The sequence below is a fragment of the Cupriavidus sp. SIMBA_020 genome, assembly GCF_046535395.1.
Classification (GTDB): Bacteria; Pseudomonadota; Gammaproteobacteria; order Burkholderiales; family Burkholderiaceae; genus Cupriavidus; species Cupriavidus campinensis.
On sequence record NZ_JAWRWU010000192.1, the window covers coordinates 1 to 346 of the forward strand.

Annotated in this window: 1 pseudogene; it reads left to right on the top strand. The window is 70.2% G+C overall.

Annotated elements, in window-relative coordinates:
* Positions 1-346, top strand: a pseudogene (locus SB751_RS28780) (lactonase family protein); the annotation flags it as partial.

Here is a 346-nt window from a genome sequence, read left to right on the forward strand (position 1 = left end):
GTCTTCGACTATGCGCCGGAGACCGGCGCGCTGACGCTCACGCAAGTCGTCGGCGATCTGGTCAACCCGTCATACCTGCTGCCGCACCCGTCGCTGCCCGTGCTGTATGCGGTGCATGGCGACCGCCGCGAAGTCAGCACGCTGCGACGCGATGCGCGCAGCGGACGGCTGACGCTTTGGCGCAGCTAGTCGTGCGACGGCCTGAACCCCGTGCATCTGGCGCTGGCGCCGTCGGGCCGCTACCTGATGGTGTCCAACCACCTGAGCGGCACGCTGGCCGTGCTGCCCGTGGCCGCAGACGGCAGCCTGGAACCCGTGGCGCAGCAGATCGCCATGCCGGGCGAGC